This is a genomic window from Variovorax sp. Soil_C_39 (assembly GCF_057656815.1).
Genome location: NZ_JBDGJQ010000025.1, coordinates 1 through 12228, shown reverse-complemented (window position 1 = coordinate 12228; position 12228 = coordinate 1). Strand labels below are relative to the sequence as shown.

The following is a 12228-nucleotide window of genomic DNA, read 5'->3' as shown; positions in this document are numbered from 1 at the left end:
AACTGCGTAGCCTGAAGTTGCTGGGCATGGCGGCGGGACTGCAAGACCAGCTCACCAGCGCCGGCATGACGGCCATGGTCGATGCAGGACAGCATGACCTCGCAACTCGTGGCCGATGCGTTGATGATGGCCGTGTGGCGCCGGGGCAAGCCGGTCGCGTTGCTGCATCACTCCGACCAAGGAAGCCAATACACCAGCGAGCACTTCCAGGAGCTGCTCAAGGAGCAAGGCATCACCTGCAGCATGAGCCGCGCGGGCGAGGTCTGGGACAACTCGGCCATGGAGAGCTTCTTCAGTTCACTGAAGACTGAGCGCACGGCTAGAAAGGTGTACCGGACCCGGGAACAAGCCCGCGCTGATGTGTTCGACTACATCGAGCGGTTCTACAACCCGACGCGTCGTCACTCGACGCTCGGCTACATCAGTCCGATACAGTTCGAGAAAGCTCAAAAAGCTTAGGTCGGTGTCCACGAAACCGGCAGCAGCCCATTCAGTGTGAATGGCCAGAAGCTCTATCTGTCGGCCTGTATGGACCTCTACAACGGCGAGATCATCGCGCACCGCATGGCAAGACGCCCCGTCTTCGAGCTGGTTTGCAGCACACTTCAGACAGCACTATCGCGGATCAGGTGCACCGCCGAACTTATAGTTCACTCGGACCAGGGCTGGCACTACAAGATGAAGCCCTACCGATCGATGCTCGCGAGACGGGGGGTCAAGCAAAGCATGAGCCGTAAGGGCAATTGCTTCGACAACGCGGCGATTGAAAGCTTCTTCGGCACGTTGAAGGCCGAGTATTTCCATCTTGCAGCGCCCGATAGCATCGATGCGCTCGAAGCGGGCGTGCATGATTACATCCACTACTACAACCACAAGCGCATAAAGCTTGGACTGCAGGGACTCAGCCCGGTCGATTACCGGCTGAGAAGCACCGCCTGATCGGCGGGATCGTGACCGTCCAACTTCTGGGGGTCAGTTCAAAGCCGGGGCGATTCAAGTTTCTATCCGCACCCCCCTAGGGTCAGAGATCGGCGGAAACCAACAATCCAGCGTCAAGAGGGGTTTTGAGAGGATGCTTACGTAGATGGCACATTCTGGTAGCGTATTACTCATGGCTGCCGCCATTAGCCCGACGCCCGTCAAGCTCGATCCTGAACTCAAGGTGCGCCTGAAGCGCCTGGCGACGGCACGCCATCGGGCGCCTCACTGGCTGATGCGTGAGGCCATTGCCCAGTACGTTGATCGCGAAGAAAAGCGCCAGTCCCTGTACCAGGACGCCGTGGCGGCGTGGGAGGAGTTCGAAGAAACGGGCCTGCACGTCTCGGGCAACGAGGTGATGGCGTGGCTGGAGACCTGGGGCACTGACAACGAGTTGCCAGCGCCTGCGTGCCACAAGTGAGGTTCGCGCCGGCGGCGCCGCGCGATCTGTAGCGGCTGCGTGAGTTCCTGCGCCCGAAGAACCCGGCAGCCGCCCGACGTGCTGGTGAGACCATCATCAAGGCCGTTCAAGTCCTGCGTCAGCAGCCGATGGTGGGGCGGCCGGTGGAAGATCTGCCGCCTGAGTACCGCGAGTGGGTGATCGACTTCGGCGCCAGCGGCTACGTGGCGTTGTATCGTTACGCTGGTGAGGGCGATGAGGTCACGGTGCTGGCCCTGCGCCATCAGCGCGAGCTCGGCTACGAGCCGGGTTCAAGCAGTTAGGGCAGGCAGCGTTCCTCGCTCTCAGCATCAGGCTGGATCGAGACCCTCCCAGATGCGCCCGTTGGACTCCGTGACCTGCTCATAGCGTTCAATGCCAAAGTAGTCGGTGATACCTATTGCACGAATCGGCGGGTTCGACGCCTCGATGGCGTCCAGGAACGCTGCCCAAGGATCTGGACCGGCGTACTGGTCGTTCAGGGCGGTGCCAGGCGTGTGGATGTGAGGGTCCCAGCGATGCCAGAGCGAGCCTCGTTTGCTTTGTACGTCGAACATGTCGGCCATGGGTCCTCTCTTCAGTGTTCTTCTGAGGAGGGACGCACTCCGCCACGCTCCCGTTGCGTAGCGACAGGAAGCGCGAAGATTCGACCCTCAAATGCCTAAAATACAGGGCATTATCAGCTTATTTGCCTAATTTGGAGATCTTGTTGTCAGCGCTCGACTTGCGCTCAGTGTAGCAAAAGCCTAATATGGAGGGCGTTGAGTACTGTGAATGCCTAATTTCATGAGCAAATTCGTAATGCCACTGCAAGCCACCGAACGTGTTGTCCAGCTGGGTCAGCGCATCCGGGTGGCGCGGATTCGACGCGGCTGGTCGGTCGCCGATCTCGCCAGCAAGGCAGGTATCAACCGAAACACCCTCACGGCGCTGGAACTAGGTAAGCCAGGTACGGCGGTCGGCGTGTGCTTCACGGTACTGTGGGCACTCGGCCTGGACAAGTCTCTAGACGCTGTTGCGGATCCCGACAGCGATCTCCATGGCAAGGCCCTCGAAGCGTCGCGCCGCCCGACGCGGGCCGGCAAGGCCCGAAAGGCAAGCGACGACTATGACTTCTGAGCGCGAGGCCTATGTCTACATTCAACTGCCCGGCACGTTGGAAACGGTGCCGGCAGCGCTGCTCAGGGTGCAGACGCTGCCCGACGGCACGCAGATAGGGCGGTTCCGCTACGGCGACCGTTACCTTCAGCGCTACGAGGCAGTTGCACTCGATCCGTTCCAACTGCCTCTTGCCAAGGAAGTCTTCGAGTTCACCCAACTCAAGGGGATTCCAGGCGCGGTTCGAGACGCTGGCCCCGACGCCTGGGGACGACGTGTGATCGAGCACAAGCTCGAGCGCAGCGCGGCCGACCTCCAGGAAATCGACTATTTGCTACATGGGCCGCAAGACGGAGCAGGCTACCTGAGCTTCGGGCTAAAGGCGGAACCGCCCGCGCCCAGGCGCCAGTACAACCGCACGCACCAGCTGGCCGAGCTGATCGCGGCCACACAGGCGATCGAAGAGGGTCGCCCAGTGGCCGCCCATCTGCTCGAACAGCTCGATCCTGGCACCAGCATGGGTGGTGCGCGGCCGAAGGCCACGATTGAGGACGCGCAAAGTCTCTGGCTCGGCAAGTTTCCAGCCAGAGATGACCGCTTCAATCTGCAGCGCGTCGAGTTCGCGACGCTCGACCTGGCACGCAGATGCGGCCTGAACGTCACACAAGCCCGCCTGGAGGCGGTTGGCGAAAGCGACGTGCTGATGCTGCAGCGTTTTGATCGCGACTACACCGACAAGGGTTACCTGCGTTTCGGTCTCGTCAGTGGCCTGACCGTGCTCGACTGCGGCGATAGCCACCTGGACCGGGAACGTTGGTCCTACCCGTTGATGGCCGATAACCTGCGCCGCTGGTCCGACAAACCGGAAGCCGACTGCGCCGAACTCTTCAGGCGGGTGGTCTTCAATGCCGCCGTGACTAACAACGATGATCATCCGCGTAATCACGCTCTGCTACGCAGGCAGAAGGGATGGCGGCTGTCGCCGGCCTACGACCTCGTGCCCGCACCTGTGGTCAGCCTGGAGAGGCGCGACCTAGCCTTGACCGTCGGCGACTACGGTCGCACGGCCAGCATCTACAACCTGTTGTCGCAGGCTGGGCGTTTCGGCTTGTCGGCGGAAGAGGCGCGCAGGCAAATCGATCAGCTCGTCGATGTCGTCCGGCATTGGCGCGACGGCTTCTTCGCCTGCGGCGTGTCGGCCAAGGACATCGACTACATCGCTCCGGCCATGCTGCCTGACTGTTTCTTCTTCGAAAGGCAACCCGACGTGTTGGCGCCGACCGGAAACTGAGCCAATTTTGTAGGTAGGGGATGCGGACGAAAACTTGAACTACCTCCTGGTAGTCCAAGTTTTTATCCGCACCCCAAGTGGGTTAGTTTTACTTCGGCGCTAACAGCAGCTCCGCCAGCGCGATGCTCCCGCGGGGCATTCCTCGTCAATCCGCAAGGGTGTCAGCAAGGACGGCACACCCTGGCAGCGCCAGATGAGTGCGCACTATGGCTACGGTGCTGCGCACCGAAGGCGCAGACGGCGAGCACGTCGACGTCTATGTCGGCCCGCACCATCGATCGCTGCGCGCGTTCGTCGTCGACCAGGTGGACGCCAAGGGGTGCTTCGACGAACAAAAGCTGCTGCTCGGCTTCACGAGCCGCGAAGAGGCCAAGGCTGCCTATGCGAAGCACTTCCCGGCGGGATTTCGCGTCGGACCGATCAAGGAAATGACGATCGCGCGGGTGCGAGACTGGCTCAAGGAGGGTGATCTGCGGAAGCCGGCGAATCGGCTCACGCGCACAACTTAGCGCACGGCCTGCAAGATCAAGGCAGTGACGCCAACCACGAAGGCCACAGAGCCCGCGGCAACCAGCGCAAAGTGGCCTGTCAGCTTCCAGCCTTCTTTGCTTTCCAAGCGACGCTCCTGCGGCTCGAGCAGACGCTTGACGTCCTCGCCGGTGAAGTTCCTGGGGTCCTTGGCCATGCCCGCAATGTAGCAGGGCGCGCCCCCATCTCAAAACGCACCTTGTCAAGCAGCGAGCGCGAAACCCTCATCGTTGGCCCTCGGGGCAATCTCTTTCGCGATCACCTTGCCCACGGCCTTCTGAGCGATCTTGAAATCGTAGGTCGCTTGCATGTTGAGCCAGCCCACCGCGTCATTCTCTTCGCCGCCGAAGTAGCGGGTGAGGCGCAGCGCCGTGTCGGGCGTGATGCCGCGGCGCTCGAGCACGATGTCATTGATGCGCGAGGCGGGCACGTGCAGTGCCTTGGCCAGCGCGTTTGCCGTCATGCCGAGCGGCTTCAGATAGTCCTCACGGAGCACTTCCCCCGGGTGGACCGGGTTCATCCCATTCTTAAACATAAATTGCCCTCTATAGGTGCTACGGCAGACTGGCCGGATCAGTGCGGGTCTTCGATCTTCACTTCGTAGGGCCCCGCATCGCCCCATTTGAATGTCAGGCGCCATTGCTGGTTGATCCTGACGTGCCATGCATCGTCGTAAAACTTCAAGTCATTGCCCGGTGGCATCTTCATGAATCCCACCGAAGGAGCGGCATCCAGTTGGGTCAACTTGCGCACTGCGACATCCTTGATATTCGCGAACTTGGCGTTCTTGCCTGTTGTGAAAAGTGCTTCAGTGTCGGGGCAAGAAAATGATTGAACCGCCATGGGTGAATTATATACCGTTTAACGGCAATCGGTAAACTATCTGCACCCTCAAAATCCAACCGAGTCGCGGGGAAAATGCCCTCACTGGGCGTGTTCGCGCTGCGCCTTGCGCCACTCCCACGGCGCCACGGGCTCTGCATCGCGCCACAGCCCGGCATGCTTGGCCCGGGCCTCGACCTCGGCGAACTCATATTGCCCGCGGTCCTGCGGCGTCTGCTCGCGCGCATAGGCGCGGTACCACCAAGCCATGCCGACGGTGACCATGGCCAAGCCCGCATCGAGCGTCTTGGGCCCGCGCGGCGCCGACGGGGGCGCCACCATCACCTTGCAGACGCTGCGGCCGTAGCGGTCGGTCTTGCCGCACTCGAGCTGCGCGTCCTTCATGTAGACCAGGTCGGACAGCGCCTCCTTCGCGCGCTGGCCGAAAGGCTGGCGCTTCTCGGGCGCGTCGATGCCGTTCACTCGGACCTTGAGCTGCTCGAAAGAGCCCAGTCCGCCGCAGCGCGCGGTGAGGGTATCGCCGTCGCTGACCCCGACGACGAGGCACGACGTAGGCGGCTCGGCGGTAACAGAGAGAGGCAGAGCTACAAGACCAGCCAGGAGAAGACGGAGGCAAAGGGAGGTCATGCCCGGATCCTAGCCCGCGCAGTCGAACATCGCAGGACGCACACGTTGGGCATTGGCTGACAAGGGCTCTCGCCGCAGCGGAGAGCATCAACTGTTCCCGCAGTTCTCGCCAAGAGCCCAGATCTAGATCATGAGCAGATCTCACCTGCACGCCGTCAACGAGGGATGGAACATTGAGGTCGCCGACCGAGGCGACGGCGCCCATGTCGCCACCATCACTTTGCGCGGCCAGATGATGTGCAGGGTCACTCGTCTATCCCCGAACGAGGGGGCGCTCGCGCCGACGCTCAACGTCATGCCGAGCAATGGATTGATGACTACATCGCCAGAGATGCAGCGAAGCCACCGTCCATGGCATAGTCGGGTGCTTGCTGCCGCCAGCTGCCCACCCAGCTTGGAGCCGAATGCCCCTCGACTATCTCCGAAAAATTCAACACGCCGAGTTCCCTTTGCAGGTCGACGACCCGAAAGAGATCAACTGTGTGGCTGTTTTGCTTGCCGCCGACATGGTCGTCGCGTCCGTTTCCAAACCATCCGGTCGAACGCAGCCAGATCCTCCACTGGAGTTCGCGATCGTGGAGCGGATCACCGCGTTGGGGCGAATGGAACCCGCGCGACGGCGAGGGTGACCGCCCGTGTTCGCTTGGTCACAAGAGTCGCGGTCGCCGCGGTCTGCGACACGGAGGCGGCGGACTCGCCGGCTCAGCCTCCATCTTCGAAAGCTCCGCTAAACCCTGTTCTGTTATGCGGAGCACAGTGGCCACATGGGCCGGCCCCAGTTGCAAGGACTGTCGAATCTCCAAGAACTCCGCCTCGACCATGCCTGTTGCAAGCAGCAACGACACGCACCTGACTTCATGCGGATCGGCAACACGCACCGGCAGTTCCTCCCGATGCAACTTGCGCAAGAACAAGAGTGGCATTTTCCCCCTCGAGTACCGGCATTGAACTATCCAAAATGCCGGCGGTTTTGGTGGCGGGAATGTAACTCCAACACGCGCGGCGAATCAATTTGTTGCATGTCGCCGCATCGGCGAGCATCGAGCTCACGAAACCGCACGCCGCCTTCTGACGCGCGGATTACAGCATTGCCAATAGTTTTGAGCCACACCGAAACTGCAATCTGTTCGGCGACCATAAAAGGCGCCGCGGGTCTCGATGAAGAAGAAGAAACTACCCAATGTCACATACGCACATACACCAGCCGGCACGATCGATCGGCCGAAGGAACGTAAGCGTGGCCTCAAGGCCCTCTGGCGAGACGACGCGAGCATGAGCAGGATCGCCTGATCGTGCTCACACTTGGATGTGTGCATTTAACCGGTACGTGCACATATGAACAAGCGAGTCACTTCGGGCAAGGACACCCGGCGCAGGCACAGCGAAGAGCTGAAGCAGGAATTGGTCGAGCGCAGCCTGGAACCTGGCGCGTCAGTCGCTGCCATCGCGCAGGCGCATGGCATCAATGCGAACCTCTTGTTCAACTGGCGTCGACTTCGATTGCGCGCGCAAGCTCCAGTAGTCGAGGGCACTGCGCCGGCCACGCTCTTGCCGGTTACCGTGCAGATGGAGCCTGCAGCGCAGACCAACAAGGCCGTTGTGCCGCGCCCTTCGAGCGGCGTGATCGAGATCGACGTTGGTGCCACACGTGTTCGTCTGCGCGGAGCCGTCGATGAGACCAGCGTGCGTTGCGTGCTGCGCCTGCTCGGTGCCATCGCGTGATTGGTCTTCCCTCGAACACACGCGTGTGGATCGTGGCCGGCCACACCGACATGAGGAAGGGCTTCGATGGCTTAGCTGCCATGGTCCAGACGGCGCTCGCGGCCAATCCGTTCTGCGGCCACGTCTTCGTCTTCCGCGGCAGGCGCGGCGACATCCTGAAGGTCCTGTGGTTCGACGGCCAGGGACTGATGCTCCTGGCCAAGCGCCTGGAGCGAGGCCGCTTCGTATGGCCGCAGGCGACGTCCGGAAGCGTATCGCTCACGCCGGCACAACTCTCGATGCTGCTGGAAGGCATCGACTGGCGCATGCCGGTGCGCACGCACGAACCGTTGCTTGCAGCGTGATCAACTGCGCCACCACTGCATGAAGAATCCTCCGGTGTAGTACCGATGTTCGTCGTGCCCAGGAACGGGCACAGTAGAGGACGTGACGACGCCAATCAACGACCCCACCACACCTCACACGGTTGAAGGTTTGCTGCGAGTGGTCGAGGAGCGAGATGCCGAAGTGGTGCTTCTCAAGCTCATGGTCGACAAGCTGAAGCTGCAGTTGCTGCGCAGCCTTCGGGCGCGGTTCGGATCGTCAAGCGAGCAACTCGATGATTCTCAGATCGCTCTTCTGGAAGGCGAACCACTGTATGAACGTCCGGCGCCGATCGTGTCGGCCGCGGCCGATGCTGCCAACGCACCGCAGATCGATCGCAAGCTCCCCGCCCACCTGTCGCGCGAGAGCCAGGTCTATCGACCGGAGACAACCTCCGCGCACCACGACGCAAATGGTCAGCCTTGCGGCTGCGCCGCTTGCGGCGGGCGCCTGCGCCTGATCGGGCACGACGTCTCCGAGCAGCTGGAGTACGTGCCCTCGCGCTTCAAGGTGATCCGGCACGTTCGGCCCAAGCTGGCCTGCGTCGCTTGCGAAGCGATCTTCCAGGCACCTGCACCGAGCCGGCCGATTGCACGCGGCATGGCCGGCCCTGGACTGCTTGCCAACGTGTTGGTGTCCAAGTACTGCGACCACATTCCGTTGCATCGCCTGAGCCGCATCTATGGCCGCGACGGCGTCGCCATCGATCCTTCGACCATGGCCGGCTGGGTGGGCCAGAGCGAGAAGCTGTTCGATCCGCTGGTGGCCGCGCTCGAACGCTACACGCTGGCCGGCGAGAAGGTGCATGCCGATGACACGCCGGTGGCCGTGCTCGATCCCGGTCGCGGTCGCACCAAGACCGGCCGACTGTGGGTGTACGTGCGCGACGACCGGCCTGCAGGAAACATGCAACCGCCCGCGGCTTGGTATCGCTACTCGCCCAACCGCAAGGGCGAGCATCCGCAAGCACATCTTGCGAACTACAGCGGCATCCTCCAAGCCGATGCCTATGGTGGGTACGGAAAGATCTACGCAAGTGGGCGTGTAGTCGAAGCATCTTGCTGGGCGCACGCGCGCAGACCCTTCTGGGATCTGCACGAGAGCCAGGGCTTCGTACCGGGCTCGATTGCCGAGCAAGCGCTGCAGCGGATTGCGGCGCTGTACGCAATCGAAGCCCAGATCCGGGGTCAACCCCCCGACGTGAGACGCCAGGTAAGACAAGCCCGCGCCGGGCCGCTGTTGGATGACCTGCGTGCTTGGCTCACGAGCATGCTGGGCAAGGTCTCCAGGAAGTCGGAACTGGCCAAGGCGATCGGCTATTCGCTCACGCGCTGGACATCGCTGACCCGCTACCGTGACGATGGCCGCATCGAGATCGACAACAACGCGGCTGAGCGCGCCCTGCGCGGTGTGGCCCTTGGCAGATCCAACTATCTCTTCATGGGTTCGGACGCCGGAGGCGAGCGGGCCGCGGCGATCTACAGTCTGGTGGAAACGGCCAAGCTGAACGGGCTCGATCCGCAGGCGTATCTGCGCGATGTGCTCGCACGCATTGCCGACCATCCCATCAATCGCATCGACGAGTTGCTTCCGTGGAACATCGGCGGGCACCGCGTTGAGCAACGACTGGCAGCCTGAATCACACACGACCTGGCTGCGCAACGAAGGAAGACGCAGTGAGCCTGCAAGGCACCGACCCGCGAATGATTGAAGCCCTCGAGGGCGCAAGCAGCTTGCAGCTCTACCAGCTCAAGGCATTGATCGAGGGCATGCTGGCCGACCCACGACGTGGCATTGCCGCTCGTGCGAACCTCCATCTTGGTCAGCCGGTGCACTTCGTGGACTTCCGCGACGGTCAGATGCGCCGCGGCAAGATCATTGCCATGAGGGACACACAGGCGACGGTGCTCGAAGAAGGCACCAAGCGAACCTGGAAGATCCCGTGTCTGGCGATGCAGGGCTATCACGGTGCAGAGCGGCGCGACGAGCAAGCTCCCTATGAGCCGCCGCCCGAACCCACCCGTGCGACAAGCCATGCGCGCGAGTTCCAACGCGGAGATACCGCGACCTTCGACGACCGAGACGGTCGCAATATCACCGGGGTGATCGTGCGAATTAACCAACGCACGGCCACCCTCGCCACCGGTGATGGGGTGACTTGGCGGGTCCCATTCCATGCGCTGCGCCAAGTGCTCGACGTCTGAGCATCGCCGATCTGTTCAACCAGTCGACGTCAAGAGGGCCTTGAGGCCGCGCTTACGAAGGAACCGCCCTCCCTCACAGTGAAGGACGCCATGCTGAGACGCGATGTCGAACTCGGTTTGGCTATGGAGGCGTTGCGTGCCTCTGCAGGAAAAGTTATCTCCGCGGCAGCTTCACTCATGCATGCCGCGTCCCCCGGGCTCACGCCAAGGGCGCGAGACCAGCTCCAAGAGGCTGAACTGAGCATCTTTGATACAGGCACCCTCGCAAAGGACATTCGGGGCGTGGCGCACCAACTCGACTTACTGGAATCCGTCCTCGCAAGAACAGCTCGCCATGTCTGGAGGCAAGAAACCTGAGGTCTCACCTCGCATGCTCGAAGAGGATGCCTTCAATGAACGACGGGGTTTGGTCCGAGCTCTGTGAACAGCGCGACGAGCGCTGCCAACGCCGCCTTCGCCGTGTCCTCAATCCGGACCGAGCACGCCAGCATCAGGTTTAGCTTGAGACCGAAGTCTTCGACAACGAGGTCATGCGGATCGCGCAGCACGCCGTTGGCGGGTACCACGCCCAGCAGGCGCTCCACGCGCTCGGCGTACGTGCCGCTCACGCCATAGGCAACGACAGGCCGGCCGATTGCGACGGCCACGCCGACTTCGAACACCGTGCCCGAATCCGGCTCCGTGCCGCGGAACGGCGTCAGGTTGGCGATCACCCCATCGGGGCGCCGCAACAGCACCATGTTCGAGTCATAGATCGCGCGCGCCGCCTCTACGTCCATGGGGCCGGTCGGCGGCTCGCTGTCGGCCGGGACCAACGCCTCCATCCCGAGGACCTCGCACTTCCGCACGAGGTTGCGGTAGTGCTCCGGCAAGTTCCGCCGGAACACATCCGGTCCGGCGAAGTAGACGCGGGGGCGGAAGGGGGAGGTCATGGCTCCAGTATTGCAGTGCTCTTGGCCGTCAGCAACGATGAGTTTTTAGGGGGCGGAGCACCCCGATTTTCAGTCCGACGGCGCGCTGCCGATCTCGCAGTACCACACCTGGTGTTGAGTTCCATGCAATCCTGACCCGGCATTTCCATCCAATATTGACCCACCCTCTTTGCGAGCCTGGTGGCTCACGGTGTGGATAAGTTCTTGGTCTTCTCCTTCTTTCTGGGTTGGTCTGCCTGAACGGGTTGTGCCGAGCTGTGCTTGAAGCGGAAGCTGTCGTTGCCGGTCTCCAGGATATGGCAGTGATGCGTGAGCCGGTCCAGCAGCGCCGTCGTCATCTTCGCATCGCCGAACACGCTGGCCCATTCGCTGAAGCTCAGGTTCGTCGTGATCACCACGCTCGTGCGCTCGTAGAGCTTCGAGAGCAGATGGAACAACAGCGCCCCGCCCGAGGCGCTGAACGGCAGGTAGCCGAGTTCATCGAGGATCACCATGTCGGCGTACATCAGCCGATGCGCGATGTGCCCCGGGTTGCCGCTGGCCTTCTCCTGCTCGAGGGCGTTGACCAGTTCGACCGTGGAGAAGAACCTCACGCGTCGGTGGTGGTGTTCGATGGCCTGCACACCGAGCGCCGTGGCGATGTGGGTCTTGCCCGTGCCGGGACCACCGACGAGCACCACGTTCTGGGCATCTTCCATGAACTCGCAACGGTGCAACTGCCGCACCAAGGCTTCGTTGACCTCGCTGTGCTGGAAGTCGAAGCCTGTGAGGTCGCGGTAGGCCGGGAGGCGTGCCAGCTTCAACTGGTAGGCCACCGAGCGCACCTCGCGTTCGGCCGTCTCGGCCTTGAGCAACTGCGAGAGCATCGGCTGTGCAGCCTCGAAGGCCGGCGAGCCCTGCTCGGCGAGTTCGGCCACGGCGTGCGCCATGCCGTGCATCTTGAGTTCACGCAGCATGATGACGATGGCTGCGCTGGCGGGGTCATGGCGCATGGCGCACCTCCTGGATGATGATCGGATCGACTGCGCTCACGCGCCCTCTGAGGGAGTCATAGCGCAACACGTTGGCTCGGGGCTCGTTCGTCAGGCGCAGTGCCTGAGGGGCGGTGACGGGTGCGGGTGCCACTGGCTTGCCGTCCAGCAGCCGGTGCAGGACGTTGAGCACATGCGTCTTGCTGGCTACGCCAGCCTCCAGGGCCAGCTC

17 protein-coding genes and 3 pseudogenes are annotated in these 12228 nt (G+C 62.3%); 12 read left to right on the top strand and 8 right to left on the bottom strand.

Features of this window, described 5'->3' with window-relative positions:
• Positions 1 to 75 precede the first annotated feature (75 nt).
• The 4 genes and pseudogenes from AC3A6J_RS27775 to AC3A6J_RS27760 all read left to right on the top strand — a co-directional run.
• Positions 76 to 459, top strand: a pseudogene (locus tag AC3A6J_RS27775) (IS3 family transposase); the annotation flags it as partial.
• Positions 460 to 495: 36 nt separating this feature from the next.
• On the top strand, positions 496 to 939 hold the full coding sequence (locus tag AC3A6J_RS27770) for an IS3 family transposase (protein ID WP_487863235.1): 444 nt from the start codon (positions 496 to 498) through the stop codon (positions 937 to 939).
• Between the two features lie 172 nt (positions 940 to 1111).
• A complete protein-coding gene (locus AC3A6J_RS27765) occupies positions 1112 to 1399 on the top strand; it encodes a CopG family ribbon-helix-helix protein (RefSeq protein ID WP_487863234.1) in 288 nt (95 codons plus the stop codon).
• Positions 1400 to 1434: 35 nt separating this feature from the next.
• Positions 1435 to 1701, top strand: coding sequence for a type II toxin-antitoxin system RelE/ParE family toxin (locus AC3A6J_RS27760; protein ID WP_487863237.1), 267 nt, complete (start codon positions 1435 to 1437; stop codon positions 1699 to 1701).
• A gap of 54 nt (positions 1702 to 1755) precedes the next feature.
• On the opposite strand, the pseudogene AC3A6J_RS27755 reads toward AC3A6J_RS27760, so the two are convergent.
• Positions 1756 to 1983, bottom strand: a pseudogene (locus tag AC3A6J_RS27755) (hypothetical protein); the annotation flags it as partial.
• A 220-nt stretch (positions 1984 to 2203) separates the two neighbouring features.
• Here AC3A6J_RS27755 and AC3A6J_RS27750 point away from each other — a divergent pair.
• The 3 genes from AC3A6J_RS27750 (at position 2204) to AC3A6J_RS27740 (ending at position 4315) form a co-directional block, all read left to right on the top strand.
• Positions 2204 to 2536 (top strand): helix-turn-helix transcriptional regulator, encoded by a 333-nt coding sequence (locus tag AC3A6J_RS27750; RefSeq protein WP_487863233.1) that lies wholly within the window; start codon positions 2204 to 2206, stop codon positions 2534 to 2536.
• Complete coding sequence (locus AC3A6J_RS27745; protein WP_487863232.1) at positions 2526 to 3806, top strand: type II toxin-antitoxin system HipA family toxin; 1281 nt, start codon at positions 2526 to 2528, stop codon at positions 3804 to 3806. The genes AC3A6J_RS27750 and AC3A6J_RS27745 overlap by 11 nt, the downstream gene beginning before the upstream one ends.
• Positions 3807 to 4012: 206 nt before the next feature.
• Complete coding sequence (locus AC3A6J_RS27740; protein ID WP_487863231.1) at positions 4013 to 4315, top strand: hypothetical protein; 303 nt, start codon at positions 4013 to 4015, stop codon at positions 4313 to 4315.
• Here AC3A6J_RS27740 and AC3A6J_RS27735 read toward each other — a convergent pair.
• The 4 genes from AC3A6J_RS27735 to AC3A6J_RS27720 form a co-directional block, all read right to left on the bottom strand.
• Positions 4312 to 4491, bottom strand: a complete 180-nt coding sequence (locus tag AC3A6J_RS27735) for a hypothetical protein (RefSeq protein WP_487863230.1) — start codon at positions 4489 to 4491, stop codon at positions 4312 to 4314. The two genes, AC3A6J_RS27740 and AC3A6J_RS27735, sit on opposite strands and share 4 nt — an antisense overlap.
• A gap of 45 nt (positions 4492 to 4536) precedes the next feature.
• Positions 4537 to 4869 carry a HigA family addiction module antitoxin gene (locus AC3A6J_RS27730; RefSeq protein ID WP_487863229.1) on the bottom strand — a complete coding sequence of 111 codons (333 nt, stop codon included), beginning with the start codon at positions 4867 to 4869 and terminating at the stop codon, positions 4537 to 4539.
• Between the two features lie 38 nt (positions 4870 to 4907).
• Complete coding sequence (locus tag AC3A6J_RS27725) at positions 4908 to 5177, bottom strand: type II toxin-antitoxin system RelE/ParE family toxin (protein WP_487863228.1); 270 nt, start codon at positions 5175 to 5177, stop codon at positions 4908 to 4910.
• Between the two features lie 81 nt (positions 5178 to 5258).
• Positions 5259 to 5804, bottom strand: coding sequence for a thermonuclease family protein (locus tag AC3A6J_RS27720; protein WP_487863227.1), 546 nt, complete (start codon positions 5802 to 5804; stop codon positions 5259 to 5261).
• Positions 5805 to 6208: 404 nt separating this feature from the next.
• Between AC3A6J_RS27720 and AC3A6J_RS27715 the strand changes: the two genes are divergently transcribed.
• The 5 genes from AC3A6J_RS27715 (at position 6209) to AC3A6J_RS27695 (ending at position 10093) form a co-directional block, all read left to right on the top strand.
• Positions 6209 to 6433 (top strand): hypothetical protein, encoded by a 225-nt coding sequence (locus AC3A6J_RS27715; RefSeq protein ID WP_487863226.1) that lies wholly within the window; start codon positions 6209 to 6211, stop codon positions 6431 to 6433.
• A gap of 706 nt (positions 6434 to 7139) precedes the next feature.
• The gene (tnpA, locus tag AC3A6J_RS27710) at positions 7140 to 7526 is read left to right on the top strand and encodes an IS66-like element accessory protein TnpA (protein ID WP_012745821.1); all 387 of its coding nucleotides are present in this window, start codon (positions 7140 to 7142) and stop codon (positions 7524 to 7526) included.
• Positions 7527 to 7558: 32 nt separating this feature from the next.
• The gene (tnpB, locus tag AC3A6J_RS27705; RefSeq protein ID WP_487863225.1) at positions 7559 to 7870 is read left to right on the top strand and encodes an IS66 family insertion sequence element accessory protein TnpB; all 312 of its coding nucleotides are present in this window, start codon (positions 7559 to 7561) and stop codon (positions 7868 to 7870) included.
• A 94-nt stretch (positions 7871 to 7964) separates the two neighbouring features.
• Positions 7965 to 9527, top strand: a complete 1563-nt coding sequence (tnpC, locus tag AC3A6J_RS27700; protein ID WP_487863236.1) for an IS66 family transposase — start codon at positions 7965 to 7967, stop codon at positions 9525 to 9527.
• 38 nt (positions 9528 to 9565) lie between these two features.
• Positions 9566 to 10093 (top strand): hypothetical protein, encoded by a 528-nt coding sequence (locus AC3A6J_RS27695; protein WP_012745824.1) that lies wholly within the window; start codon positions 9566 to 9568, stop codon positions 10091 to 10093.
• Positions 10094 to 10482: 389 nt separating this feature from the next.
• On the opposite strand, the gene AC3A6J_RS27690 is transcribed toward AC3A6J_RS27695, so the two are convergent.
• The 3 genes and pseudogenes from AC3A6J_RS27690 to AC3A6J_RS27680 all read right to left on the bottom strand — a co-directional run.
• Positions 10483 to 11025, bottom strand: a complete 543-nt coding sequence (locus AC3A6J_RS27690) for a nucleoside 2-deoxyribosyltransferase (RefSeq protein WP_487863224.1) — start codon at positions 11023 to 11025, stop codon at positions 10483 to 10485.
• A gap of 185 nt (positions 11026 to 11210) precedes the next feature.
• Positions 11211 to 12017 carry an IS21-like element helper ATPase IstB gene (gene istB, locus AC3A6J_RS27685; protein WP_487863223.1) on the bottom strand — a complete coding sequence of 269 codons (807 nt, stop codon included), beginning with the start codon at positions 12015 to 12017 and terminating at the stop codon, positions 11211 to 11213.
• Positions 12007 to 12228 (bottom strand): annotated as a pseudogene (locus AC3A6J_RS27680) (IS21 family transposase); the annotation flags it as partial. The pseudogene AC3A6J_RS27680 and the gene istB, both read right to left, overlap by 11 nt.

What these genes read in the sequence shown, in the direction of transcription:
- AC3A6J_RS27765 (WP_487863234.1), top strand. Translation starts at nt 1,112, where the DNA reads ATGGCTGCCGCCATTAGCCCGACGCCCGTCAAGCTCGATCCTGAACTC.
- AC3A6J_RS27750 (WP_487863233.1), top strand. Translation starts at nt 2,204, where the DNA reads ATGAGCAAATTCGTAATGCCACTGCAAGCCACCGAACGTGTTGTCCAG.
- AC3A6J_RS27745 (WP_487863232.1), top strand. Translation starts at nt 2,526, where the DNA reads ATGACTTCTGAGCGCGAGGCCTATGTCTACATTCAACTGCCCGGCACG.
- AC3A6J_RS27740 (WP_487863231.1), top strand. Translation starts at nt 4,013, where the DNA reads ATGGCTACGGTGCTGCGCACCGAAGGCGCAGACGGCGAGCACGTCGAC.
- AC3A6J_RS27735 (WP_487863230.1), bottom strand. Translation starts at nt 4,491, where the DNA reads ATGGCCAAGGACCCCAGGAACTTCACCGGCGAGGACGTCAAGCGTCTG.
- AC3A6J_RS27730 (WP_487863229.1), bottom strand. Translation starts at nt 4,869, where the DNA reads ATGTTTAAGAATGGGATGAACCCGGTCCACCCGGGGGAAGTGCTCCGT.
- AC3A6J_RS27725 (WP_487863228.1), bottom strand. Translation starts at nt 5,177, where the DNA reads ATGGCGGTTCAATCATTTTCTTGCCCCGACACTGAAGCACTTTTCACA.
- AC3A6J_RS27720 (WP_487863227.1), bottom strand. Translation starts at nt 5,804, where the DNA reads ATGACCTCCCTTTGCCTCCGTCTTCTCCTGGCTGGTCTTGTAGCTCTG.
- AC3A6J_RS27715 (WP_487863226.1), top strand. Translation starts at nt 6,209, where the DNA reads ATGCCCCTCGACTATCTCCGAAAAATTCAACACGCCGAGTTCCCTTTG.
- tnpA (WP_012745821.1), top strand. Translation starts at nt 7,140, where the DNA reads ATGAACAAGCGAGTCACTTCGGGCAAGGACACCCGGCGCAGGCACAGC.
- AC3A6J_RS27690 (WP_487863224.1), bottom strand. Translation starts at nt 11,025, where the DNA reads ATGACCTCCCCCTTCCGCCCCCGCGTCTACTTCGCCGGACCGGATGTG.
- istB (WP_487863223.1), bottom strand. Translation starts at nt 12,017, where the DNA reads ATGCGCCATGACCCCGCCAGCGCAGCCATCGTCATCATGCTGCGTGAA.